The 21,490-nt window shown below is 64.4% G+C and carries 23 protein-coding genes; 14 read left to right on the top strand and 9 right to left on the bottom strand.

Translation table 11 applies throughout. The annotated features are described in order from the left end of the window. Window positions 1-34 precede the first annotated feature (34 nt). Both V8J55_RS00930 and V8J55_RS00925 read left to right on the top strand, forming a co-directional pair. Window positions 35-1,282, top strand: a complete 1,248-nt coding sequence (locus V8J55_RS00930) for a cyclopropane-fatty-acyl-phospholipid synthase family protein (RefSeq protein ID WP_336443974.1) — start codon at window positions 35-37, stop codon at window positions 1,280-1,282. A gap of 74 nt (window positions 1,283-1,356) precedes the next feature. Beyond that, complete coding sequence (locus tag V8J55_RS00925; protein ID WP_336443973.1) at window positions 1,357-1,968, top strand: hypothetical protein; 612 nt, start codon at window positions 1,357-1,359, stop codon at window positions 1,966-1,968. Between the two features lie 6 nt (window positions 1,969-1,974). Here the strand turns inward: V8J55_RS00925 and V8J55_RS00920 are convergent, their stop codons facing one another. Then, the gene (locus V8J55_RS00920) at window positions 1,975-2,412 is read right to left on the bottom strand and encodes a DUF1801 domain-containing protein (RefSeq protein WP_336443972.1); all 438 of its coding nucleotides are present in this window, start codon (window positions 2,410-2,412) and stop codon (window positions 1,975-1,977) included. Window positions 2,413-2,601: 189 nt separating this feature from the next. On the opposite strand from V8J55_RS00920, the gene V8J55_RS00915 reads away from it, so the two are divergent. Next, complete coding sequence (locus V8J55_RS00915; protein WP_037512981.1) at window positions 2,602-3,009, top strand: DoxX family protein; 408 nt, start codon at window positions 2,602-2,604, stop codon at window positions 3,007-3,009. A 20-nt stretch (window positions 3,010-3,029) separates the two neighbouring features. On the opposite strand, the gene V8J55_RS00910 is transcribed toward V8J55_RS00915, so the two are convergent. Next, window positions 3,030-3,995: a helix-turn-helix transcriptional regulator gene (locus V8J55_RS00910; protein ID WP_336443971.1), complete on the bottom strand. Its 966-nt coding sequence runs from the start codon at window positions 3,993-3,995 to the stop codon at window positions 3,030-3,032. A gap of 133 nt (window positions 3,996-4,128) precedes the next feature. Here V8J55_RS00910 and V8J55_RS00905 point away from each other — a divergent pair, with 133 nt between their 5' ends. The 5 genes from V8J55_RS00905 to V8J55_RS00885 all read left to right on the top strand — a co-directional run bounded on the left by V8J55_RS00905 (window position 4,129) and on the right by V8J55_RS00885 (window position 9,425). After that, entirely contained in the window at window positions 4,129-4,629 is a 501-nt protein-coding gene (locus V8J55_RS00905; RefSeq protein ID WP_336443970.1) for a hypothetical protein, read from the top strand. 195 nt (window positions 4,630-4,824) lie between these two features. Beyond that, the gene (locus V8J55_RS00900; protein ID WP_336443969.1) at window positions 4,825-6,042 is read left to right on the top strand and encodes an argininosuccinate synthase; all 1,218 of its coding nucleotides are present in this window, start codon (window positions 4,825-4,827) and stop codon (window positions 6,040-6,042) included. A gap of 112 nt (window positions 6,043-6,154) precedes the next feature. Next, a complete protein-coding gene (locus V8J55_RS00895) occupies window positions 6,155-7,162 on the top strand; it encodes a threonine aldolase family protein (RefSeq protein WP_336443968.1) in 1,008 nt (335 codons plus the stop codon). A gap of 50 nt (window positions 7,163-7,212) precedes the next feature. Then, window positions 7,213-8,121 (top strand): DMT family transporter, encoded by a 909-nt coding sequence (locus tag V8J55_RS00890; protein ID WP_336445682.1) that lies wholly within the window; start codon window positions 7,213-7,215, stop codon window positions 8,119-8,121. A gap of 35 nt (window positions 8,122-8,156) precedes the next feature. Next, complete coding sequence (locus V8J55_RS00885; protein WP_336443967.1) at window positions 8,157-9,425, top strand: alpha/beta hydrolase family protein; 1,269 nt, start codon at window positions 8,157-8,159, stop codon at window positions 9,423-9,425. Window positions 9,426-9,548: 123 nt separating this feature from the next. On the opposite strand, the gene murA is transcribed toward V8J55_RS00885, so the two are convergent. Then, complete coding sequence (gene murA, locus V8J55_RS00880; RefSeq protein WP_336443966.1) at window positions 9,549-10,835, bottom strand: UDP-N-acetylglucosamine 1-carboxyvinyltransferase; 1,287 nt, start codon at window positions 10,833-10,835, stop codon at window positions 9,549-9,551. 43 nt (window positions 10,836-10,878) lie between these two features. Then, window positions 10,879-11,340, bottom strand: coding sequence for a hypothetical protein (locus tag V8J55_RS00875; RefSeq protein WP_037512997.1), 462 nt, complete (start codon window positions 11,338-11,340; stop codon window positions 10,879-10,881). Window positions 11,341-11,551: 211 nt separating this feature from the next. Between V8J55_RS00875 and V8J55_RS00870 the strand changes: the two genes are divergently transcribed. Both V8J55_RS00870 and V8J55_RS00865 read left to right on the top strand, forming a co-directional pair. Next, window positions 11,552-12,547, top strand: a complete 996-nt coding sequence (locus V8J55_RS00870) for a DUF3011 domain-containing protein (RefSeq protein WP_336443965.1) — start codon at window positions 11,552-11,554, stop codon at window positions 12,545-12,547. An 81-nt stretch (window positions 12,548-12,628) separates the two neighbouring features. Then, a complete protein-coding gene (locus V8J55_RS00865; RefSeq protein WP_336443964.1) occupies window positions 12,629-13,549 on the top strand; it encodes a DMT family transporter in 921 nt (306 codons plus the stop codon). On the opposite strand, the gene V8J55_RS00860 is transcribed toward V8J55_RS00865, so the two are convergent. Both V8J55_RS00860 and V8J55_RS00855 read right to left on the bottom strand, forming a co-directional pair. After that, entirely contained in the window at window positions 13,546-14,148 is a 603-nt protein-coding gene (locus V8J55_RS00860) for a 2-hydroxychromene-2-carboxylate isomerase (RefSeq protein ID WP_336443963.1), read from the bottom strand. The genes V8J55_RS00865 and V8J55_RS00860 overlap by 4 nt on opposite strands. Then, the gene (locus V8J55_RS00855) at window positions 14,142-14,873 is read right to left on the bottom strand and encodes an SDR family oxidoreductase (protein WP_336443962.1); all 732 of its coding nucleotides are present in this window, start codon (window positions 14,871-14,873) and stop codon (window positions 14,142-14,144) included. The genes V8J55_RS00860 and V8J55_RS00855 overlap by 7 nt, the downstream gene beginning before the upstream one ends. 162 nt (window positions 14,874-15,035) lie before the next feature. On the opposite strand from V8J55_RS00855, the gene V8J55_RS00850 reads away from it, so the two are divergent. Then, window positions 15,036-15,527 (top strand): winged helix-turn-helix transcriptional regulator, encoded by a 492-nt coding sequence (locus tag V8J55_RS00850; protein WP_336443961.1) that lies wholly within the window; start codon window positions 15,036-15,038, stop codon window positions 15,525-15,527. Window position 15,528: 1 nt separating this feature from the next. Here the strand turns inward: V8J55_RS00850 and clpS are convergent, their stop codons facing one another. From clpS to V8J55_RS00835, 3 genes are all read right to left on the bottom strand, one after another. Continuing rightward, complete coding sequence (gene clpS / locus V8J55_RS00845) at window positions 15,529-15,891, bottom strand: ATP-dependent Clp protease adapter ClpS (protein ID WP_413052757.1); 363 nt, start codon at window positions 15,889-15,891, stop codon at window positions 15,529-15,531. 201 nt (window positions 15,892-16,092) lie between these two features. Next, on the bottom strand, window positions 16,093-16,830 hold the full coding sequence (locus V8J55_RS00840) for a phasin family protein (protein ID WP_037513012.1): 738 nt from the start codon (window positions 16,828-16,830) through the stop codon (window positions 16,093-16,095). A 123-nt stretch (window positions 16,831-16,953) separates the two neighbouring features. Then, complete coding sequence (locus V8J55_RS00835; protein WP_336443960.1) at window positions 16,954-18,732, bottom strand: PHA/PHB synthase family protein; 1,779 nt, start codon at window positions 18,730-18,732, stop codon at window positions 16,954-16,956. A gap of 114 nt (window positions 18,733-18,846) precedes the next feature. Here V8J55_RS00835 and V8J55_RS00830 point away from each other — a divergent pair, with 114 nt between their 5' ends. From V8J55_RS00830 to V8J55_RS00820, 3 genes are all read left to right on the top strand, one after another. Next, complete coding sequence (locus V8J55_RS00830; RefSeq protein WP_037513018.1) at window positions 18,847-20,061, top strand: LL-diaminopimelate aminotransferase; 1,215 nt, start codon at window positions 18,847-18,849, stop codon at window positions 20,059-20,061. Continuing rightward, complete coding sequence (locus tag V8J55_RS00825; RefSeq protein ID WP_336443959.1) at window positions 20,058-20,543, top strand: DUF2721 domain-containing protein; 486 nt, start codon at window positions 20,058-20,060, stop codon at window positions 20,541-20,543. The genes V8J55_RS00830 and V8J55_RS00825 overlap by 4 nt, the downstream gene beginning before the upstream one ends. Before the next feature lie 85 nt (window positions 20,544-20,628). Next, window positions 20,629-21,384, top strand: a complete 756-nt coding sequence (locus V8J55_RS00820) for a class I SAM-dependent methyltransferase (protein WP_336443958.1) — start codon at window positions 20,629-20,631, stop codon at window positions 21,382-21,384. The last annotated feature ends 106 nt before the right edge of the window (window positions 21,385-21,490 follow it).

Raw genomic sequence — 21,490 nt, 5'->3', positions numbered from 1 at the left:
ATTTGACGCGACGAAGGTTTTTGGCGTTGCAGATATGTCGATCCTAGCTCCATTTCTTTCCCGCGTGGTGCGTCAGGGGCGGCTGACCGTTATTGCACCCGATGGCGCCGAGGAACATTTCGGCACGCCAGCCCCCGGATTTCCCGAGCTCACCCTTCGTTTCGCGAGCCGCGCCGGGATGCGCCGCATCATCCTCGACCCGCGGCTTGGCGCGGCCGAAGCCTTCATGGACGGCGACATGCGGATCGAGGGCGGCGACATCATGGACCTGATCGGCCTGATCCGCATGAACACGCCATGGGATCGCGGCGCGGCGCTCAAGGACAAGACGTGGCTCGGTCGACGCGCCGAATGGGTGAAGACGCGGATCGGTTCGATCAACCGCCAGCGCCGGTCGCGCGCCAACGTCAAGCACCACTACGACATTGGCAACGACCTCTATCGCCTCTTCCTCGACGACGACATGCAATATAGCTGCGCTTACTGGCCGCGGCCGGACATGACACTGGAGGAAGCGCAGGCTGCGAAAAAGGCGCATATCGCCGCCAAGCTCGCGCTTAAACCCGGCCAGCGCGTGCTCGACATCGGTTGCGGCTGGGGCGGGATGGCGATCACGCTGGCGAAGCTTGAGGCGGTCGAAGTGCTCGGTATCACCTTATCGGAGCAGCAACTTACGCTGGCCCGCCAGCGCGCCGAGGCGGCGGGGGTCGCCGACCGCGTCACATTCGAGCTGATCGACTATCGCGACCTTGCCGCGCGCGAGGCGGGGCGGTTCGACCGCATCGTTTCGGTCGGGATGTTCGAACATGTTGGCGCGCCGAATTTCGAGCGCTTCTTTCGCGCCGCCGCCAACCTGATGACCGCCGACGGGGTGATGCTGCTCCACACGATCGGGCGTTTCGGCAGGCCGGGGTCGACCGACGCCTTCACGCGCAAATATATCTTTCCCGGCGGCTATATCCCCGCGCTCAGCGAGACGCTGGCGGCGAGCGAGAAGAGCCGGCTGATCGCCACCGATATCGAGACGCTGCGGCTGCATTACGCGCTCACGCTGCGCCAATGGTATGCGCGCACGCTCGCGCACGAGGCCGAAATCACCGCCATGATGGGGACACGTTTCTTTCGCATGTGGACCTTCTACCTAGCGGGCGCGACGTCGGCCTTCGAAAGCGGCGGGATGGGCAATTACCAGATCCAGTTCGCGCGCAGCCGCCACGCGCTGCCCTTGACGCGCGATTATATCGCGGCGGCCGAGGAGGATTTTGGCGCACGCTGGGTGTGACATCAAACACAGTCGCCGCCGTCATAATCCCCCATGGGACCGGCCCGAAGGAGGGCGGAATGGCTGACGAAGACATGGGCGCCGGGCGTGACCGGATTGGGGTTCACCGGATCAGGAATTGTTGGGCGCTGCGCCGCGAAGGTCTGAAAGGCTTGTGGGTCGACGCGGAAGTCGCAGCGGGCGGCTCGCCGGCGCTGGTCCTGACCGGTTCGCGGCGCGGGCGCGCCGAAATTCCGCTCACCGATATTCGTCGACTCCGTGCGAGTCTCGACGAAGGCAAATTCCGCTGGCGCGATTCCTTTCGCTGCCTGATCTGGTGCGACGACGGGCGAAAGTTCGTGCTGGTCCCGAAATCCCTCGGGAACGTCGGCTATCGCGATCTCATCCTCGAAATCGCGCGAGGGATGAAGCGCGTCGGGCGGTTCGACCGGGTCGAGCGCGGGCAGCAAGTTTGGGAAGCCGTCCTATATTCGGTGTTCATGGTCGCGATGGCCCTGCTGATCGGCTACGCCGCTTACGACTCGCTGAAGATTTACGGCTCGACGAGGACGAGTGATATCGTCTTTGCCTGCATCACCGGGGGCTTCAGCCTATTGCTGCTTGTCGGTAGCGTCGCGATATGGGGAGACAAGAAGCGGCCTCGCCCAGTTCGCAGCTTCAAGGATTTGCGGGGCGTGCTGCCCTGATCGCCGTCAATCCGGATATCTTTCGTTCATCACGTCCCAGCTCAGCACGACGAGCTTTTCGAGAACCGCCAGGTCGACGTCGGCGAGCTTGTTGACGTAAAGACACGATTTGCCGTTCTTATATTTGCCGAGCTTGGCGAGCAGCGCGTCGGCCTCGGGTTGGCGATCGCTATAATGGCCCATCAGATAGAGCGTCATCGCCGCCTTGCGCGGGCTGAAGCCGGCGCGGCACATCGTCCCCGAACGGCCGCTGTCGTATAGATAGTCATAGCTGCCATAGCCGATGATCGACGGCCCCCACATTTTCGGATCGAGCCCCGTGACACGCCGGTGCATCGCATCGATCACCTCGGCCTCCTCGCGGCGCCGTGTATCGGGGACGGTCGCGATGAAATCGGCGACGGTCACGTCGGTGGCTTTGGTCTTGATCTCGGCTTTGCCCATGATCTCTCTCCCCGGCACGAGAATAGCGGTTTGGACAGGGAATTCCAATCAGTGGCACCGTGCGGGCTCTGTCGCGATACGGATTGCGGCGGCAATTTACTTGATTCAAAAAACCGTTATCACGTTCGCGCGTGGCGGCTCGCCATCTGATTTCACCCCATATCGCACAAGTTCGTCAGGAGAAGGTGGATGGCTCGCTTCCCGAATCTGAAGAAACTGGACAAGTTCGAGAATATATTCTTGCTCGGCTTTCGGCTGCTTGTCGGAATTTTTTTGATCTATGGAACGTGGGATAATATCTCCAGTGCCGCGCGGATGGCGGAGTTCGCAGCGTTTCTGAAATCGCACGGGTTCATGTTCCCGAAAATCATGGCACCCCTGTCGGTCTGGGCCCAATTTCTTTGCGGCGTGGCATTTTGTGCGGGCGTTCTTGTGCGTTGGGCGGGCCTTGTCTGTGCATTCAACTTCCTGGTCGCGATTGTCATGGTGGATGCTGCGGGAGGGATCCGGGCGAGCTTCCCGAGCGCGATGCTGATCGCCTTCGGGCTTTACATTGCGGCGCGCGGCGCGGGTTCGCTGGCGTTGCAGCGCAGCTAGGCCACTAACAGAAACGCCGATCAGCGGTGCCGCGCCGCGATCTGTTCGGCGAGTGCCGCAATACGGCGGCGGAAGCTCTCCGGCGCCGCCACCTCGACCTCGGCGCCGAGCGCGAGCATGTCGCGTGCGCCATGGTCGCTGTCCTCGACCTGCATCGTCATTTCGCGCCAGCCATCGGCGGCGGGTATGCCCGCACCCGCACCCGCGACCGCTTCGGCGCCGCGCGGCGACTGCGCGGCGAGCCGTTTGCAGCCGTCGGGCGAGGCACGGAGGGTCGCGGTCGTTCCGAACAGCTCGGCCTCGAACCGCGCCTGTTCAGCCTGCCACCAGCTTGCGAGATGGAAATCGGCGGGGCGCTCGAAGGGCGTGTCGCCCGCCACCAGGTCCTCGATATTCGCGATCCGGAAGATGCGGATCTTCCCGCCGCCGCGCGCTGCGAGATACCAGATGCCGGCTTTCAGCACGAGGCCGAGCGGATCGACCGTCCAGTCGCGCACGCCCTGCCAGCTTTCGTAGCGCATCGACAAACGCCGCTCGTCGAGTACCGCGCGCGCGATCGCGGGAAGGTGCGGCAAGGCTTCGCCGCTGCGATACCAGTCGACCGCGTCGAGGTGGAACCGCGCCGCCATCCGGTCGGCAAGCGCGCCGCCGCCGCCCGGGAGCGCGATGAGCAATTTGTTGCGCGCGGCGCTGGCTGCGGCGCCGATCCCCAGCTCCGCCGCCGGGCCGGGCAGGCCGATCATCGCCATCGCCTCGGCCTCGCCGGCCGACAGCCCGGTGAGGCGCGTGCGATAGCCGCCCAGCAGCTCGAACCCGCCGCCGGGTCCGCGATCGCCATAGACGGGCACCCCCGCCGCGGAGAGCGCGTCGATATCCCGGTAGATCGTACGTTCGGACACTTCGAACTCGGCGGCGAGATCGGCCGCGGTCAGCCGCCCGCGCAATTGCAGCAGCATCAGGATCGAAAGGAGGCGGCTCGCGCGCATTTTTTCGCTGTAGCAGAAAATAACTGACAGAAAATGTCAGGATAGGGTGCGTAGGGCAAATGCGTCACGAAGGGAGCAAGCCATGACCCACATCGAACGACGCACCATCATCGCCCTTTCCGCAGGAGCCCTTATGTCCACTATCGTCCCCGCCGTCGTTTCCGCCGCGATCAACCCCGCGCCCGTCGGCAAACCCGGCGATTTCGATTTCCTCACCGGCGAATGGCGCATCCACAACAAATTCCGCGAAGGCGAAAAGTGGATCGAATTTCCCGCCGAAGCGACCGTCGTCGGCATCCTCGGCGGCATCGCGAGCATCGAGGAACTGCGCATCCCGGCGCGCGGCTTTTCGGGCATGGGGCTCCGCCTGCTCGACGTCGAAAAGAAGATCTGGTCCGATCATTTCGTCAACGCCAAGTCGGGCGTCGTCGCGGTGCCGGGCGAGCTCGGCGTATTCGAGGAGGGCGTCGGAACCTTCCTGTCCGAAAGCGAGGGCGAAAAGGGGGCCGAACTCTATCGCGGCGTGTGGGACCGGATCACGCCGAAAAGCTGTCGCTGGTTCCAGGGCACTTCGCGCGACGGCGGCAAGACGTGGGACGACAACTGGTTCATGGACTGGACGCGGATTTCCTAGGTCGCCGTGCCCCCGTGTAGGCAGGGGCCCGTCTCCTATCGGTGGGGCCTCGGATCGGCGGTGATGTCGGCCGATAGCTTCGGTGATGGGCCCCTGCCTGCGCAGGGGCACAATGCGTGTTGGACAACATACATTGCGTGATCATGGCAGGACTGCTAGCCGCGCCCGCGTCTTTCCCTCGCCAAAGGTGCCATCATGTCCGAGTCCTTCAAGCGCGTCGTCCTCGCCTATTCGGGCGGCCTCGATACCAGCGTCATCCTGAAGTGGCTGCAGGTCACCTATGGCTGCGAGGTCGTGACCTTCACCGCCGACCTCGGGCAGGGCGAAGAGATCGAGCCGGCGCGCGCCAAGGCCGAGCTGATGGGCGTGAAGCCCGAGCATATCTATATCGACGATGTGCGCGAAGAATTCGTCCGCGACTTCGTCTTCCCGATGATGCGCGCCAACGCGCGCTACGAGGGCGATTACCTCCTCGGCACCTCGATCGCGCGCCCGCTGATTTCGAAGCGTCTCATCGAGATCGCCAAGGAAACCGGCGCCGACGCGGTTGCGCACGGTGCGACGGGCAAGGGCAATGATCAGGTCCGCTTCGAGCTGTCGGCCTATGCGCTCAACCCCGACATCAAGGTGATCGCGCCGTGGCGCGAATGGGATCTGACGAGCCGCACCGCGCTGATCGACTTCGCCGAAAAGAACCAGATTCCGGTGCCGAAGGACAAGCGCGGCGAAAGCCCGTTCTCGACCGACGCTAACCTCCTCCACACCTCGTCGGAGGGCAAGGTGCTCGAGGATCCGTGGGAAGAGACCCCCGACTATGTCTATTCGCGCACGGTGAACCCCGAGGATGCGCCCGACACTCCCGAATATATCACGATCGATTTCGAGCGCGGCGACGGCGTCGCGCTGAACGGGCAGGCGATGTCGCCCGCGACCTTGCTCGCGGCATTGAACGACCTCGGCCGCAAGCATGGCATCGGCCGCCTCGACCTCGTCGAGAACCGCTTCGTCGGCATGAAGTCGCGCGGCATGTACGAGACGCCGGGCGGCGAAATCTATGCGCGTGCGCACCGCGGCATCGAAAGCATCACGCTCGACCGCGGCGCGGCGCACCTCAAGGACGAGCTGATGCCGAAATATGCCGAGCTCATCTACAACGGCTTTTGGTTCGCGCCCGAGCGCGAGATGCTGCAGGCGGCGATCGACCACAGCCAGGCGACCGTCACCGGCACCGTCCGTCTCAAGCTCTACAAGGGCAACGCCAGCGTCGTCGGCCGCAAGTCGCCGTTCAGCCTCTACAGCGAACGCCATGTGACCTTCGAGGACGATGCCGGCGCCTATGACCAGAAGGATGCGGCGGGCTTCATCAAGTTGAATGCGCTGCGCCTCAGGCTGCTCGCCAAGCGCGACCACTGAGACGGCCAGCCTCGGAGAGCAAGCAATTTTCGTCCCGATCTGTCCACAGGGAAAGCCAATTTTATTGGGGGAGTAGCATGGTGCAGCGACCAGCGTCCGGGTTCAATTCGTAATGGCGACCCGATTTTTCTCCGACAATGCCGCGACGGTCCATCCCGCGGTAATGGACGCGCTGGTGGCGGCCAACCAGGTCGATACGGCCTATGACGGCGATGCGCTCAGCCAATCGCTCGATGCAACGTTTTCGGAACTTTTCGAAACGGATTGTGAGGTTGTCTGGATCGCGACGGGCACGGCGGCGAACAGCATCATCCTTGGCCATTTCGTGCGGCCATGGCAGGGAATCCTCTGTTACGAGGAAGCGCATATCGAGGTCGACGAATGCGGGGCGCCGACCTTTTATTCGGGCGGTGCCAAGCTGATGCCGCTGCCCGGGCGCGGCGCGAAGATCGAGACCGAAGCGCTGAGGACGCGCATCGCCGGCATCCGGCGCGACGTGCATCAGGTCCAGCCGGCCGCGGTCAGTATCACCAATGCCACCGAATATGGCCTCGCCTGGCGCCCAGAGGAAATCGGCGAGATCAGCGAGATCGCGAAGGGCGCGGGCATGAAGCTCCATATGGATGGCGCGCGTTTTGCCAACGCCGTCGCTTTCCTCGGCTGTGCGCCTGCCGATGTGACGTGGCGCGCCGGGGTCGATGCGCTGTCGTTCGGTTTCACCAAAAATGGTGCGATGATGGCCGAGGCGATCGTCTTTTTCGGCGGCAGCGGCGGGGCCGGGGTGCGCGAACTCAAGAAGCGCGGCGGCCATTTGCTCAGCAAGGGGCGATTCGTCGCGGCGCAGATCCGCGCGATGCTGAGCGATGACCTGTGGCTCGCCAATGCACGCGCCGCGAACGCGGGCGCGGCGAAGCTCGCGGCGGCGTGCGGCGGGCGCTTGATGCACCCGGTCGAGGCGAACGAGCTGTTCGTGCGCCTGACCGCCGAGGAAGCCGCGAAGCTGCGCGGCGCCGGGTTCGATTTCTACGACTGGGGCGAAGGCGCGGCGCGCCTCGTCGTCAGCTGGGATCAGGACGCCGAGGCAGTCGCGCCGCTGGCGGCCGCGATCGGCTCGCTGTGAGTAGCGAGCAGCCACCGACGCTGCTCAGCCCTCGCGTCCTGCTGCCTTTCATGCTGGTGACTTTGATCTGGGGATCGACCTGGATCGTCATCACCGGGCAACTCGGCGTGGTTCCGCCCAGCTGGTCGGTGACCTATCGCTTTGCGGTCGCGGCGATCGCGATGTTCGCCTTTGCCGCGATCCGCCGCGAGGCGCTTCTGCTCGCGCCGCGCGCGATGCTCTTTGCGGTGGTGCTCGGCATCGCGCAGTTCGCCTTCAACTTCAACTTCGTCTACCGCGCCGAGCAGCACATCACCTCGGGCCTTGTCGCGGTGCTGTTCGCGCTGCTGATCGTGCCGAATACGCTGCTCGGCCGCGCGTTCCTAAAAACGCCGCTCGAGGGGCGCTTTCTCGCGGGGGCGGGGATTGCGATCGTCGGCGTCGGGCTGATGATCCTTCACGAATATCGTGCTGCCGCGGTCGGCGCGGGCGAGGTGTTGCTTGGCACCGCGCTGACCCTCGCCGGGGTGATGAGCGCGTCGACCGCCAACGTCATGCAGGGAACGCGCATCGCGCGCGCGCAGTCGATGGTCGTGATGATCGCGTGGGCAATGCTCTTCGGCGCGCTCGCCGACGGCAGCTATGCGTGGATCACCACCGGCCCGCCGGTGATCGAGCCCACCGCGACCTACATCGGCGGCGTCCTCTATCTCGGGGTGATCGCCAGCGCGGTGACCTTCCCGCTCTATTTCAATATCATCCGCGCGGTTGGGCCGGGACAGGCGGCGTGGTCGAGCGTGCTGATTCCGATTATCGCGATGGGCTTTTCGACGGCGTTCGAGGATTATCGCTGGGCAACCTTGTCGATCGCGGGCGGAGTCGTCGCGCTGATCGGGCTGGTGATTGCGGTCGCGAAGCGGCCCGAACGGCCGTCGGTCAGCGGCAATATGGTTTCGGTTCCGGTCGAGCCCGAGAGCTAGTTGTCATTGCTGTATTGTTTCAGTAGGACGCTCCTATGAAACATCTCATCGGCACGCTTCTTCTTCTCGCGACCCTTCCGGCGGCACCCGCCTTTGCGCAGACCGCCTGCGCGCCCGGCACCTATGCAGCCCCCGACGGCGATTTCGTCGTGCTGGTGAAATCGCCCGCGGTGGCGGCGCCCGGGCTGCGCTATATGTTTCGCGACGGCCGCCGCGGCGCGACCACCGATGCCGGCGTGTCGCTCACCTGCGGAAATGGCGACGTCGCCATCGGTGGCAAGCGCTGGACACCCATCGCCTTTCGCGAAACCCCCGCGACCTTCGACAGCGTCGGCACGAAGATGACCGGTGTGCTGATCGAACCGCCGGGTAACGACGCCAGGCGGCCGCTCGTCGTCATGGTGCATGGGTCCGAACGCACTTCGCCGATCGGCGGCATCTATGGCTATGCGATGGCGGCGCAGGGGATTTCGGTCTTCGTCTACGACAAGCGCGGCACCGGCGGGTCCGAGGGCGAATATACGCAGAATTTCGAGCTGCTCGCCGAGGATGCGGCGAACGCGCTGGGGCAGGCGCGCGGCATGGCAGCGGGGCGTTATGGCCGCGCGGGCTTCTTCGGCGGCAGCCAGGGCGGCTGGGTCGCCCCGCTCACCGCGACGCGGACGAACGCCGATTTCGTTGCGATCGGTTTCGGCCTCGTCGCCTCACCGATCGAGGAAGACCGCGAGCAGATGGTGTCGGAAGTGCGTGCGGCGGGGCTGGGCCGGGACGCCGAGGCGCTCGTCGGGCGGCTGTCGAACGCGACGGGCAAGCTGCTGCTGTCGGGCTTCGCCGAAGGCTACACCGAGCTTGACGCGGTGCGCGCCGAGATGACGGGCCAGCCGTGGGCGGCGAAGATCGCGGGCGAACATAGCGGCGCGATCGCGCGGATGTCCAACGACGAGCTGCGCCGGGTCGGGCGCGCGCGTTTCGACAATCTCGAACTCATCTGGAATTATGACGCATTTGCGGCGCTGAAGAAACTCGGCGCACCGCTGCTCTGGGTGCTCGCGGGCGAAGATCGCGAGGCGCCGATCGAAACGACGCGCGGCGCGCTGCTAGGGCTCGCGAAGGCCGGCAAGCCGGTCGACGTCTATCTCTTTCCGCAGACCGACCACGGCATGTGGGAATATACCACCGACGCCAACGGCGAACGCCAGATCACGCGCATCACCGACGGTTATCTGAAATTGCTCGCCGACTGGATCAAGCGCGACGTGCGCGGCGCATATGGCCGCGGCGCGCGCCTGACGCCTAATCCTTAGGCGCAATCTGCAATCCTCAGCGTGTCCCCGCGAAGGCGGGGACCCATCACCTGCCGGTGCAAGATCGAACCGACCGGAGATGGGCCCCCGCCTTCGCGGGGGCACACAATTCTTAGATCAAATTTAACCCGCGCTGATCCGCTCGATATCGGCGCCAACCGCCTGCAATTTCTCCTCGAGCCGCTCATAACCGCGGTCGAGGTGGTAGACGCGGTTGACCTCGGTCGTGCCCTGCGCAGCGAGACCGGCGATGATCAGGCTCATCGAGGCGCGCAGGTCGGTCGCCATCACCGGCGCGCCGACCAGCTGATCGACCCCGCGCACCACGGCGCTGCGGCCGCGCACGTCGATGTCGCAGCCCATGCGGGCGAGTTCGGGGACGTGCATATAGCGGTTTTCAAAGATCGTTTCGGTGAATAGCGAGGCGCCCTTGCCGAGCGTCGCCATCGCCATGAACTGCGCCTGCATGTCGGTCGCGAAGCCCGGATAGGGCGCGGTCGACAGCGTGACGGGTTCGGCGCGGCCCGACATGGCGACGCGGATGCCGCCTTTGGTTTCCTCGACCGTCGCGCCCGCCTGGCGGAGCGCCGCGAGCGTCGCTTCCATCTCGTCGGCCTTTGCGCCGACCAGTTCGACATCGCCCTCGGTGATCACCGCGGCGCAGGCATAGCTGCCCGCCTCGATACGGTCGGCCATGACGCGATAGGTCGCGCCGTGGAGACGGTCGACGCCTTCGATCGTCAGCGTTTCGGTGCCGATGCCATCGATATGCGCGCCCATCGCGACGAGGCAGTTGCACAGGTCGACGATCTCGGGCTCGCGCGCGGCGTTTTCTAGGACGCAGGTGCCCTTGGCGAGCACCGCGGCCATCAGCGCATTTTCGGTCGCGCCGACCGACACGACGGGGAAGGTGAATTTGCCGCCCGGCAGACGTCCGCCGCCCGGCGCGCTCGCCTTCACATAGCCCGAGGCGAGTTCGATCTCGGCGCCAAAGGCTTCGAGCGCTTTCAGGTGGAGGTCGATCGGGCGGTTGCCGATCGCGCAGCCGCCCGGCAGCGACACCGTCGCCTCGCCCGCGCGCGCGAGCAGCGGGCCGAGCACGAGGATCGACGCGCGCATCTTGCGCACGATATCGTAGGGCGCGACCGTCGAGGTCAGCGTCGTCGTGCGCGCGGTCATCACGCGGCCGAAATCCTCGGGGCGCGATCCCTCGATCGTCGTCGAGCAGCCGAGCTGGTTGAGCAAGTGCCCGAAGCCGTCGACGTCGGCGAGCCGCGGCAGGTTGCGCAGCGTCAGCGGCTCGTCGGTGAGCAGCGCGCAAGGCAGCAAGGTGAGCGCCGCATTCTTGGCGCCGGAGATGGGGATACGGCCCTTGAGTCGCTGGCCGCCGCGAATGACGATCTGATCCATCGGCTGTCTTTAGCGCATGCGCGATGCCGCGCAAGCCGACTAGCTATGTGGGATGATGGTTCCCGTCGCCATCGAACTGAGCCTTTGCCTCACGTTCGCCCTTGCCCATGAAGATATAGCCGACAACGCCGAGAATGAGCAGCAATATGCCGAGCACCGGGACGTAGCCGTCGACCGCGATCCGCAAGGTCATCCACACGACGGAAATGACGCCGGTCAGCAGGAAAAGCTTCTGGTTGTTCGTCGCGAAACCATAAGTAGCGCGGCCGTCGGGCGTCCGGACGCCGTGAACGCCCTTCTGATCGAATGCATTGTAGAGATAGAAGCGGCCGCGCGTGCCGGGCGTCAGTTCGTCGGCGACATTCTGTTTGACGACGGCATTGCGGAGGGTGCGCGTCGGCCCGCTGTCGGGCTGAAAGGTGATGGCGCGAAAGACGGACAGGCCGCCGCGTGCACGCCGCAGCTCGGCGGATTCGACGCGTCCGTCGATGATCGATGTAGTCATGTGTCGGCTCTCCCTGTTGCGGTGGCGCGACCCGGGGCGAAAGCTAATCGAACAAAGGCGGCAAGGAAAGCCCGATGATTGGTTAAGTCATCCTGTTCGCCGCGCGCTTTCTTCATGGCGTTGGTGCCAGAAATGTGAAACCATGGCGGCTTAGGCGAAATGCGTAAGGGCTGCGTTTTACGGAAAAGCAATTGTCAAAAAGGGGAAAGACATGCGGAATCCTGTCGTCGCGATCATCACCTCGCTTTCACTGGTCGGAACGCAGCTGACGCTTCCCGTCGCCGCGCAGACCCGGCCCTGGCCGCCCACCGGCGGGCCGCAGATCCAGCCGCCCCGACCCGACCCCGGTTATGGTTATGCCGGAACGATCCGCTGCGAATCGCGCGGCAATCGCGAACAGCGCTGCTATGTGCGGACGGACAATCGTGTCGAAATCCAGCGCATCCTCGGCGGCGATTGCGCGCGCGGGCGCGGCTGGGGCTATGGCAGCGACCATATCTGGGTGACCGGCGGCTGCCGCGCCGAATTCGGCTATGGCTATGCGAATGATGGTGGCTACCCGACCCCGCTGCCGCAGCCGGTCGACGATTATGCGGGCATAATGAACTGCGAATCTTGGAATCGCAATTATCAGCAGTGCAATGTCCGGACGAATGACCGCGTCGAACTCACGCGCAGGCTCGGCGGCAAGTGCAACGCAGGGCGGCAATGGGGTTACACCAGCGATTATATCTGGGTCGACAAGGGGTGCCGCGCCGAATTCGGCTATGGCTACCGGAATGTGCGGCCGCCCGAAAAAGACAAGGACAAAGGGCCGAGCACCGGGCTGATCATAGGCGGCATCGTGGTTGCGGGCGGGCTGCTCGCCCTGCTCGCGAGCAAGAAAAAGAAGAAACCCGACGGCACGACCGAAGAAAGCGCGACGACGCATCCGCCGCAGGGGCCCGCGACGCTGAGCGCGAACCTCAGCGGCCTGCCGAGCGCGGCGCGGCCGTCGGTGCAGAATTGCATGACCGATGCGGCGCGGCAGATCGGTATCACCGGCGGGACGCGGCTGTCCTATGACAAGCTGGTGTCGCTCGAACAGGGCAATGGCGGCTGGCGCATTCGTGCGACGATGACCGCGACCTATCCCGACGGCGCAAAGCAGGTCGAGATGTATTGCCGCGCGACGCCCAGCGAGATCATCCAGCTCGACTTTACCTGAGGTCGGGCTAATCCCGGTCCGTCATCCCCGCCTGCGCCGGGATGACGGACGGTCTGGGACGCAGCGGGAGCCGGAATCATCATGCGAAACGCCGGCCCGGCTGCGGCGCTCTGGTCGCGGGCCTATCTGCTGCTGACGCTCACCGCGCTTTTCTGGGCGGGCAATTCGATCGTCGGGCGCGCCGCGCGCGACCTCGTGCCGCCGGCGGCGCTGTCCTTCTGGCGCTGGACCATCGCGCTCGCACTGCTGCTCCCGCTGGCCTGGCCGCACCTCCGGCGCGACTGGCCGGCACTGCGGACAAGCTGGCCGATCGTCATGATCTTGGGCGCGCTGGCGATCGGCGCGTTCAACATCCTGCTCTACACCGGCCTGCAAAGCACCACCGCGCTCAATTCGATGCTGATTCAGTCGGCGCAGCCGGCGCTGATCCTGATCATCGGGGCGCTGGTGATGGGCGACGGTACGAGCTTGCGCCAGGTCGCGGGCGTGCCGATCTCGCTCGCGGGCGTGCTTATCATCATCGGCCGCGGCGATCCCGGGATAGTGTGGGCGATGCGGTTCAATATCGGCGATGCGATCATCGGCGTCGCGGTAATCTTGTGGGCGCTCTATTCGGTGCTGCTCCGCCGGCGGCCGCCGGTCCATCCGCTCAGCTTTCTGGCGGCCTCGATCATGGTCGGCATCGTCGTCATCGTGCCGGTCTATGCGCTCGAACTTGCGTCGGGCCGACTGATCGTCCCGGTGGCTGGGAGCGCGCTGGCGATCGCCTATGTCTCGGTTTTTCCATCCTTCCTCGCCTATCTCTTCTTCAATCGCGGGGTCGAACTGATCGGCTCGGCGGCGACGGGGCAGTATATGAATGTGATGCCGCTAATGGGTGCGGGGTTGGCGATGCTGTTCCTTGGCGAAATGCTGCACCTGTTCCACATCATCGGGCTGGCGCTGATCGTCGCCGGCATATTGGTCGCCGGGCGACCGTCACAGCCCGCAGCGCAGGCTTAAGCGAGCGCTTCCTCGACCTGCGCGAGCCGGTCCTTGCCGAAGAAGATTTCGCCGCCGACGAAGAAGGTCGGAATGCCGAACACACCGCGTGCGACCGCTGCGTCGGTGTTCTGGACCAGCTTCGCCTTGATCTCGGGCTCCTGCGTTCGCGCGAGCATCGCGGGGCCGTCGAAGCCGTTCGCCGAAAGGAATGCCGCGATGACCTCGGGGTCGTCCATTTTCAGCCCTTCCTCCCACATCGCCCGGTTCACCGCGTCGACATAGTCGTCGAGCGTGCCCTCATCCTCGGCGACGATCGCATCGCGCATGATCGTTAGCGTGTTGACGGGGAAGTGGGGGTTGATGCGGAATTTCGTGAGGCCGTGCCTATCGATGAAGCGTCGCATTTCGAGGTTTTCATAGGCGAGCTTCGCAGGCGCGTCGGCATATTGCACCATCGGCGCCTTGTTGCCCGTCGCCTTGAAGATGCCGCCGAGCAGGCAGGGCGTGATGACCAGGTCGGCGCCGGTGCGGTCGAGCAGTTCGGGCAGCGCCTTCATGCAAAGATAGGCATTGGGGCTGCCGAAATCGAAAATGAGTTCGAGCGATTTGGTCACCATTTTTCTCCCCAGGGACGGAGGTCGAGTTCGTGCGTCCACGCGCTTTTCGGCTGCTTGTGGAGCACCACATAATTGGCGGCGATCGCGGCCGGATTGAGGATCAGGTCCTGCGCCTTGGCATTGTCGAAATCGGGATGGCGGCCCTTGATGAAATCGGTGTCGATCGCGCCGTCGATGATTGTGTGCGCGACGTGGATGCCCTGCGGCCCCAGCTCGCGCGCCATCGACTGGGCGAGCATACGCAGCGCGCCTTTGGCACCCGAGAAAGCGGAAAAGCCCGATCCGCCGCGCAGGCTCGCGGTCGCGCCGGTGAAGATGATCGTGCCGCGGCCGCGCGGCGCCATGTGTTTCGCGGCTTCGCGTCCCATCAGGAAACCGCCGAGGCACGCCATTTCCCAGACCTTGGTGTAAACGCGCACCGTCGTTTCGGTGATCGGAAAGTTCACATTGGCGCCGATGTTGAACACCGCGACCTCGACCGGGCCGACCTCGGCCTCGACCTGATCGAACAGCGCGATCATGTCATCCTCGTTGCGGGCATCGGCGGGGAAGGCGCGCGCCTGATACCCTTCGTCGCGGATCGACTGCGCGAGCGCTTCGAGCTGGTCGGCGTTGCGTGTCCGGCGGTTGACGCAGGCGGTGAGCCCCTCGGCGGCAAAGGCGCGGGCGATGGCGCCGCCGGTGGCGTCTCCGGCTCCGATAATGACAGCTGCGGGGTTGGGCATGAGCGACTCTCCTCTTGCAACCGATAGTAACTATGATAATCATAGTGACAAGAGATTTTTCTTTCCCTCGTCATTCCCGCGAACGCGGGAACCCAGTTTGGGCAAGCAAGGGTGCCACTGGGTCCCCGCTTTCGCGGGGATGACGAAAACAGGAAGGGGCGCATGCCCAAACGCGCGGATCTGTCGGACACATTCTGCCCCGTCGGCCGCTCCGCCGAGCTGCTCGGCGACCGCGCGGTGTTGCTGATCCTGCGCGAATTGCTCTTCGGACGGCGGCGCTTCGAACTGATCGCGGCGAACACGGGGCTGGGGCCGCAACTCGTCTCCGCGCGGCTCAAGATGCTGGTTGCCGAGGAGATTGCCGAACGCCGTGCTTACAGCGACCGCCCGTTACGCCACGATTATTGGCTGACCGACAAGGGCAAGGCGCTGTTCGATGTGCTGTACGCGATGCGCAACTGGTCCGAACGCTGGGCCTATGCGCCGGGCGAAACGGGCGACGGGCCCGCGATCCGCTATGTCCATCGGGCGTGCGGCGCCGATGTCGGGACGGCGAAAATCTGTCCGGGGTGCGGCGCGGAGCTAGGCTATGGCGATTTGAAAGGCGAACCGTCGCCGGCGCTCAGGGCCGAGCAGGTCTCGCGAACGAGTTAGATCAGGCTTTTTCCAGCGTGCATTGCAGCGGGTGCTGGTTCTGCCGGGCGGCGTCCATCACCTGGTTCACCTTGGTCTCGGCGACTTCATAGCTGAACACACCGCACACGCCGACGCCCTGCTGGTGAACGTGCAGCATCACCTGCGTCGCCTGTTCGATGTCCATGTTGAAGAAGCGCTGGAGCACCATCACGACGAATTCCATCGGCGTGTAATCGTCGTTGAGCAGCAGCACCTTGTACATCGAGGGCTTTTTGGCCTTCGCGCGTGTACGCGTCGCGATGCCGACGCCGGGGGTGCCGGGCGAGCCATCGTCCTTGTCCGCCATGGCGCGGACAGGCTGGGTGGTCGAAACGGGAAACATCATGGGCAGGAATATCGCAAGCCGCGGGCGAAGCGCAAGAGGCGCGGTCGCGGATTTTAACCTCTTGTTCGCCAGCCGGATCGGGTGGCCGCAAACAAGAACCGCCCGCTTCCCGGGGGAAGCGAGCGGCCTTGGGGTGTCGGCGCAGGCGGGGAGGGGAGGGGGAGGGTGCCCGCGCCAACAATAAGAAGGTGAAAGCCCTTAGGCGGCCTTCATCTTCGAAGTGATGACCGAAACGCGGTTCGAGATCGGCGCGAAGCTGTCGTTCGTCAGCTTGACGACGAGTTCGCTGGTCTTCGAGGTCTGCGCAACAGCGGCGTCGAACGCCTTCTTGCTGTTTTCGGCATAGAGCTTGAAGAAGTCGGCCGGGGTCTTGACGGCGGTGTAGCCCTTCAGCGCGGCGGTCGTGTCTTCAAAGCTCTTGCGAGCATAGGTCACGCCTTCCTGGCCGAGCGTTTCGATGCCCTTGGCAGCGATCTTGCCGGCTTCGACAAGCGCTTCGACGTTCGCCTTGTTGAATTCGACGGCGTCTTCAGCAAGCTTGCTGGTCTTGCTCATCGCTTCCTTGGCCTTCTCGTTGAAGTCGGCGGTCAGGGCTTCGGCGCGGGTCTTCGCTTCGTCGGCGAACTTCTTGACGGTGTCGTTCATGGTCTTGAATCCTTTGGTGGCGGCAGCGACCGGCTTCGGCGCGACCTTGGTCTGGGGTGCAATGGTCTTCGCAGCCGTCTTGGGAGCGGCCTTCTTTGCTGCCGGCTTTGCGGCTTTCTTTTGGACCGGCTTGGCCTTCGCCTTGACGATCTTGGTCTTCACGGGCGTCGCGGTCTTTTCGGCTGCCGGAGCAGCAACAACCGGGGCCGCCGGAGTCGCCACCGGCTTGGCGGGGGTTTCCAGCGTCGCGGCTTCGAAAGCCTTTTCGGCACTATCCATCTTGGTAGCCATCGGGACAACTCCTTTATGTTGCACTGCACAATATAGGAGGCGATCGGCGATTTCAAGAGAATTTTTGTGCGGTGCACAAAAATAGTTCGAGCGCCGGCCCGAAGGCAATATATTCGCGGGATATTACCGCTGTTTGACGTAGCGGCCGGGGGCGTCCTCAATGGCCTTTTTGGCGCCCTTTCCGGGGATGCGCGCGCCCTTCGCCGGGATTTTTTCGCTATCCCGCTGCGCAATCCAGTCGATCCAGTGCGGCCACCAGCTGCCCTTGGTCTCGCTCGCGCTCGCGACAAAATCGTCGAGCGTCGCGGCGCTGCTGTCGCCGGTCCAATATTGATATTTGCCCGCGGCAGGCGGATTGACCACTCCTGCGATATGGCCCGAGCCCGCGAGCAGGAAGGTCTTGGGGCCCGACAGATGGTCCATCAGCCGCCAGACGCTGGCGAGCGGCGCGATATGATCCTCGCGCCCTGCCTGGATATAGGCGGGGGTTTCGATCTTCCTGAGGTCGATGGGGGTGCCCATCACCGACAGGCTGTTCGGGATCACCATGCGATTGTCGCGGTAGAGGTCGACCAGATATTGCCGGTGCCACTTCGCGGGCAGGTTCGTCGTGTCGCCGTTCCAATAGAGGAGGTCGAAGGGCGGATAGTCGTTGCCGAGCAGGTAATTGCTGACGACATAATTCCAGATCAGGTCGCGTCCGCGCAACGAGTTGAAGGTCGCGGCCATATAGCGCCCGTCGAGGAAGCCCGGCGCCGAGAGCTGCTGGAGCAGCGCGAGATAGCTGTCGTCGACGAACATCTTGAGGTCGCCGGCCTGCTCGAAATCGACCTGCGCGGTGAAGAAGGTCACCGACTGGACCTTTTCGGCTTCGCCGCGCGCCGACAGCATCGCGAGCGTCGCGGCCAATGTCGTACCCGCAACGCAATAGCCGATCGTGTGGACCGCGGGAACATCGAGCGCGTCGCGCACCGTGTCGATCGCATCGACCTGCGCCGCGACATAATCGTCCCAGACGATCTCGCTCATCGACGCGTCGGCCGATTTCCACGACACGACGAACACCGACAATCCCTGTTCGACCGCCCAGGCGACGAAGCTTTTCGCAGGGTTGAGGTCGAGGATATAGAAGCGGTTGATCCACGGCGGGAAGATGAGGAGCGGGACGGCGAGAACCTCCTTCGTCGTCGGGGTGTACTGGATCAACTGGTAGAGGTCGGTCTCGTGGATCACCTTGCCCGGCGTCGTCGCGATATTGACCCCGACCTCGAACGCGTCGGGATCGACATGGCTCAATTGCCCGCGCGACAGGTCGTTGAGCATGTGGCGGAGCCCCTTGAGCAGGCTTTCGCCGCGCGTTTCGACCGCGCGTTTGATCACCTCGGGATTGGTGAGCGCGAGGTTTGTCGGCGCCATCGCATCGGCCATCGCCTTCGCCGCGAACTCCATCTTCGCGCGCGCCGCGGGGTCAAGCCCCTCGAACTGGCGCGTTGTCGCGAGCATCTGTTCGGCGAGCAGGCCATAGGTCTGGCGGATCATCGCGAACACCGGATTGGCGGTCCATTCGGCATCGGTGAAGCGGCGATCCTTCGCGCCCTCGGCCGGCGCGTCGGGCGCGATCGGCTGGCCGATGCTCGCGAGCGAGGTCCAGAAGGCGACGCCCTGATCCCACATCTTCGACGATTGTTCGGTCCACAGCTTCGTTGCGGGATTGTCGAGCCATTTGGCGGGGTCGAACAGCGCCGCGGCACTCGCATTGCCGTCGTTCGCCTGACCCAGCGCATATTCGAGCATCATCTGCTGCGCGCGGCCGATCACGCTCGCCCAATGCTGCATGTCGTCGGCGGATGGCATGAAGGGATTCGGCGTTTCGATCGTGTCGTCCTTGCCCGTGTCGCTCATGCTCGTTCCTGCTGGTCAGTGCGGATATTATGCCTATAACAAGCCGCGATGCGGCTGGCGAGATTGCCGCGCGCGTCAACCACACCTAATGCAAAGGAGTTGTTCTAGTTTCCCATGTCCGAAGATGAATTCTATCGCATCAAGCGCCTGCCGCCCTATGTCATCGCTGAAGTCAATGCGATGCGTGCGGCCGCCCGCGCCGCGGGAGAAGACATCATCGACCTGGGGATGGGCAACCCCGACCTGCCGCCGCCCGCGCATGTGATCGAGAAGCTCTGCGAAGTCGCGATGAAGCCCGACGCGCACGGCTATTCGCAGTCGAAGGGCATTCCGGGGCTGCGCCGCGCGCAGGCCAATTATTACGCGCGCCGCTTCAATGTCGAACTCGACCCCGAAACCGAGGTCGTGGTGACGATGGGGTCGAAGGAAGGGCTCGCGAGCCTCGCAACCGCGATCACCGGTCCCGGCGACGTCGTGCTCGCGCCGAACCCGAGCTACCCGATCCACACCTTTGGTTTCATCATCGCGGGCGCGACGATCCGCAGCGTCCCGACGACGCCTGACGAGAATTACTGGCGCGCGCTCGACCGTGCGATGGCGTTCACCGTGCCGCGGCCGTCGATCCTCGTGGTCAACTATCCGTCGAACCCGACCGCCGAAGCGGTGGACCTCGCTTTCTATGAGCGCCTCGTCGCCTGGGCGAAGGAGAATAAGGTCTGGGTTCTCAGCGATCTCGCCTATTCGGAACTTTATTACGACGGCAATCCGACGCCCTCGATCCTGCAGGTGCCGGGCGCGAAGGATGTCGCGATCGAATTCACCTCGATGTCGAAAACCTATTCGATGGCGGGCTGGCGCATGGGTTTCGCGGTCGGCAACAAGCGCCTGATCGCCGCGATGACACGGGTCAAATCCTACCTCGACTATGGCGCGTTCACGCCGATTCAGGCGGCCGCCTGCGCGGCGCTCAACGGCCCGCAGGATATCGTCGCGAAGAACCGCGAGCTTTATCAGAAGCGCCGCGACGTGATGGTCGAAAGCTTCGGCCGCGCCGGTTGGGACATCCCGAGCCCGAAGGCGTCGATGTTCGCCTGGGCACCGCTTCCCCCGGCGCTCAAGGAAATGGGCAGCCTCGAATTTTCGAAGCAACTCCTCACCCACGCCAAGGTCGCGGTCGCGCCGGGCGTCGGTTATGGCGAAGATGGCGAAGGCTATGTCCGCATCGCGATGGTCGAGAATGAACAGCGCATCCGCCAGGCGGCACGCAACGTCCGCAAATTCCTCGCGATGCACGGTGTGAACACGCCCTCGGTTGCCGCCGGGGGATGACGGGACTCGACGCGGGCGCGATTGCGCAGACGATCCAGCTGTCGGTCACGCCAGTATTCCTGCTGGTGGCGACCGGCAGCCTGCTCAACGTCATCGCGGGCCGCCTCGCGCGCGTCGTCGACCGGTCGCGTAACCTGATGGAGCGCTGGTCCGAGACGGAGGGCGTCGAACATGAGCGCATCGTCGCCGAGCTGCGCATCGCCGACCGAAGGATGGGGATCATCAACAATTCGATCCTCTCCGCGGTGGCGTGCGGGATCGTCGTCTGCCTGCTCGTCGCGCTGCTGTTCACCCAGGCCTTTACCGGCATCAACCTCGGCGTCGCGGCGTCATGGGCCTTTGCCGTCGCGATGCTGTTGCTGCTCGTCTCGCTGATCCTCTTCCTCGTCGAGGTGCGGCTCGCCGTGCGCGCGATCCATGTGCCGATGGAATTGCTCGAGTTCGAGGAAATGGGCTGGAAGCGGCGCCGCGACCGGCGCTGATCGCCACGCGGCGACCGCTGGTCGAACTGTGCTCGCCATCGCCCCGGACCGCCGCCACACCCGGCCGAAACAGGGGAGAGACATCATGCGCAAATATCGACTTTTGACGCCATTGTTCGGGGCGGCGATGCTGGTCGCCGCGCCGGCCGCTGCCGCGGCGCCCGACAAGGCGGTCGCCGCCGCCGTCGCCGACAAGAGCCGCCTCGCCGACAATCGCAAGCTAGACGAGGGCCGCCACCCCGCCGACGTGCTCGCCTTTGCGCAGGTCAAGCGGGGTTCGACCGTCGCCGATCTGCTCGCGGGCAACGGCTACTACAGCGAAATGCTCGCCGATCTCGTGGGCCCCAAGGGCACGGTGATCCCGATGAACCCGCCGCGATTCCACAAGGCGGAGACCTGGGCGACGATCACCAAGGCCTATCCGAACATGGCCCCGATGGTGCGGCCGGTGAACAATATCGTGCTGGCGCCGAAGAGTGTCGACATGATCTTCACCCACCTCGTCTATCACGACCTCTATTGGCAGAGCGAAAAGTTCGAATTCCCGCGCGTCGATGTCGATGCGATGCTGGCGAACTGGTTCAGCGCGGTGCGTCCTGGCGGGTCGGTGATCGTCGTCGACCATGCCGGCCCCGCGGGTGATACGCGCGAGCTTGTCGAGAAACTGCACCGGATCGATCCCGCGAAAGTGCGCGCCGACATGGAGCGTGTGGGCTTCGTCTTCGACGGCGACAGCGACGCGCTGCGCATAAAGGAAGACGATCACAGCAAGAATGTGTTCGATCCCGCGATCCGCGGCAAGACCGACCGTTTCATGATGCGGTTCAAGAAGCCGGTCTAAAGCCGACCGACATTTTCGTCATTCCCGCGAAAGCGGGAACCCAGTTGCGCCGTCTGTTCGCTGGGTTCCCGCTTTCGCGGGAATGACGAAGTTTGGGTGTTTGCAC

Origin of the sequence: Sphingopyxis sp. CCNWLW2 (genome assembly GCF_037095755.1) — a bacterium.
Taxonomy (GTDB): Bacteria; Pseudomonadota; Alphaproteobacteria; order Sphingomonadales; family Sphingomonadaceae; genus Sphingopyxis.
Note: the sequence above shows the minus strand (reverse complement) of the source record. Positions and strands in the feature narration are given on the sequence as shown.

Excerpts from the sequence above, each read along its gene's own strand:
- V8J55_RS00930 (WP_336443974.1), top strand. The coding sequence starts at position 35 with ATGTCGATCCTAGCTCCATTTCTTTCCCGCGTGGTGCGTCAGGGGCGG.
- V8J55_RS00925 (WP_336443973.1), top strand. The coding sequence starts at position 1,357 with ATGGGCGCCGGGCGTGACCGGATTGGGGTTCACCGGATCAGGAATTGT.
- V8J55_RS00920 (WP_336443972.1), bottom strand. The coding sequence starts at position 2,412 with ATGGGCAAAGCCGAGATCAAGACCAAAGCCACCGACGTGACCGTCGCC.
- V8J55_RS00915 (WP_037512981.1), top strand. The coding sequence starts at position 2,602 with ATGGCTCGCTTCCCGAATCTGAAGAAACTGGACAAGTTCGAGAATATA.
- V8J55_RS00910 (WP_336443971.1), bottom strand. The coding sequence starts at position 3,995 with ATGCGCGCGAGCCGCCTCCTTTCGATCCTGATGCTGCTGCAATTGCGC.
- V8J55_RS00905 (WP_336443970.1), top strand. The coding sequence starts at position 4,129 with ATGTCCACTATCGTCCCCGCCGTCGTTTCCGCCGCGATCAACCCCGCG.
- V8J55_RS00900 (WP_336443969.1), top strand. The coding sequence starts at position 4,825 with ATGTCCGAGTCCTTCAAGCGCGTCGTCCTCGCCTATTCGGGCGGCCTC.
- V8J55_RS00895 (WP_336443968.1), top strand. The coding sequence starts at position 6,155 with ATGGCGACCCGATTTTTCTCCGACAATGCCGCGACGGTCCATCCCGCG.
- V8J55_RS00890 (WP_336445682.1), top strand. The coding sequence starts at position 7,213 with ATGCTGGTGACTTTGATCTGGGGATCGACCTGGATCGTCATCACCGGG.
- V8J55_RS00885 (WP_336443967.1), top strand. The coding sequence starts at position 8,157 with ATGAAACATCTCATCGGCACGCTTCTTCTTCTCGCGACCCTTCCGGCG.
- murA (WP_336443966.1), bottom strand. The coding sequence starts at position 10,835 with ATGGATCAGATCGTCATTCGCGGCGGCCAGCGACTCAAGGGCCGTATC.
- V8J55_RS00875 (WP_037512997.1), bottom strand. The coding sequence starts at position 11,340 with ATGACTACATCGATCATCGACGGACGCGTCGAATCCGCCGAGCTGCGG.
- V8J55_RS00870 (WP_336443965.1), top strand. The coding sequence starts at position 11,552 with ATGCGGAATCCTGTCGTCGCGATCATCACCTCGCTTTCACTGGTCGGA.
- V8J55_RS00865 (WP_336443964.1), top strand. The coding sequence starts at position 12,629 with ATGCGAAACGCCGGCCCGGCTGCGGCGCTCTGGTCGCGGGCCTATCTG.
- V8J55_RS00860 (WP_336443963.1), bottom strand. The coding sequence starts at position 14,148 with ATGGTGACCAAATCGCTCGAACTCATTTTCGATTTCGGCAGCCCCAAT.
- V8J55_RS00855 (WP_336443962.1), bottom strand. The coding sequence starts at position 14,873 with ATGCCCAACCCCGCAGCTGTCATTATCGGAGCCGGAGACGCCACCGGC.
- V8J55_RS00850 (WP_336443961.1), top strand. The coding sequence starts at position 15,036 with ATGCCCAAACGCGCGGATCTGTCGGACACATTCTGCCCCGTCGGCCGC.
- clpS (WP_413052757.1), bottom strand. The coding sequence starts at position 15,891 with ATGTTTCCCGTTTCGACCACCCAGCCTGTCCGCGCCATGGCGGACAAG.
- V8J55_RS00840 (WP_037513012.1), bottom strand. The coding sequence starts at position 16,830 with ATGGCTACCAAGATGGATAGTGCCGAAAAGGCTTTCGAAGCCGCGACG.
- V8J55_RS00835 (WP_336443960.1), bottom strand. The coding sequence starts at position 18,732 with ATGAGCGACACGGGCAAGGACGACACGATCGAAACGCCGAATCCCTTC.
- V8J55_RS00830 (WP_037513018.1), top strand. The coding sequence starts at position 18,847 with ATGTCCGAAGATGAATTCTATCGCATCAAGCGCCTGCCGCCCTATGTC.
- V8J55_RS00825 (WP_336443959.1), top strand. The coding sequence starts at position 20,058 with ATGACGGGACTCGACGCGGGCGCGATTGCGCAGACGATCCAGCTGTCG.
- V8J55_RS00820 (WP_336443958.1), top strand. The coding sequence starts at position 20,629 with ATGCGCAAATATCGACTTTTGACGCCATTGTTCGGGGCGGCGATGCTG.